Origin of the sequence: Blautia sp. AF19-13LB (assembly GCF_003479105.1) — a bacterium.
In the GTDB taxonomy this organism is placed as follows: Bacteria; Bacillota; Clostridia; order Lachnospirales; family Lachnospiraceae; genus Fusicatenibacter; species Fusicatenibacter saccharivorans.
In genome coordinates this window covers 1-908 of record NZ_QUGO01000071.1, presented here as the reverse complement: position 1 = coordinate 908, position 908 = coordinate 1, and the positions used below count along the sequence as shown (strand labels likewise).

At 45.5% G+C, this 908-nt stretch carries 1 protein-coding gene; it reads right to left on the bottom strand.

Going from position 1 to position 908, the window contains the following annotated elements; all coding sequences use genetic code 11:
• On the bottom strand, positions 1-908 hold a 908-nt coding region (locus DWX32_RS19315; protein ID WP_147398523.1), incomplete at both ends, for an integrase DNA-binding domain-containing protein.

Here is a 908-nt window from a genome sequence, read left to right as displayed (position 1 = left end):
TTGACTGCCACTTTTGGCAAGCCGTTCCGGTTAAGGAACAGAAACTTTGTGTAGCCCTCCAAAATAACAGGCTGTGCATATTTCCGTTTGTTCAGCACCCGTTGAAATGCTTCCAACACTTTTTCACTCATAGGAATAACCCGGTTGCCGCTTTTCGTCTTAGGCGTTTCCACATAGTAGCCCACGTCTGCAATCTTCAAAAGTTGGTGGTCTACATTGATAAGCTGTTTGTCTAAGTCAATGTCAGCTTCCGTCAGTCCGCAGAGTTCCGAAATGCGAAGTCCTGTCCCTAACAGTATGATAATCTCGTCGTAGTATTTCTGATAGACTTTATCATGCTGCACAAAGGACAGAAAAGCCGCTTCCTGCGTAGGGGATAGAGGTTCCTTTGGTTCCGTATCATCTTCAAGGACTGTGTTCAACTGGAAGTCAAACGGATTTTTACGAATACAATCGTCCTGTATAGCTGTGTAAAAAGCAGCCTTTAAGGAACGCTTGTGGTTATTGATAGTTTTGAAGCCGTAACCTTTTTCTTTCATGCGTAACGCCCATTCCTTTGCGTCGGAGAGCTTCACATTTTCAATCCGGCAGGCTCCAAGTTTATCCTCCTGCAAAATCCGCATGAGCTGTTTTCGCCCCTGCTTTGTACCATGCCGCACATTTGCCCGGTGGCGTATCTGCTTTGCGTAGAGTTGGCAGACCGTCATTTTCTTTCCGATATGGTCGATACCGTCGTCAAGGTCTTTTTGGATTTCTTTCTCTTTTTCCCTCAACGCTATATCGTCGCGTTTTCCTGCCGGGGTTTTGTCCGTAGGTACTAACTTCCAAGAATACACAAACTGCGGTTTTCCAAAGGTATCTATATATTTGTAGGCATATCTCCCGTCTTTTCTCTGGCTCTCTCCGGT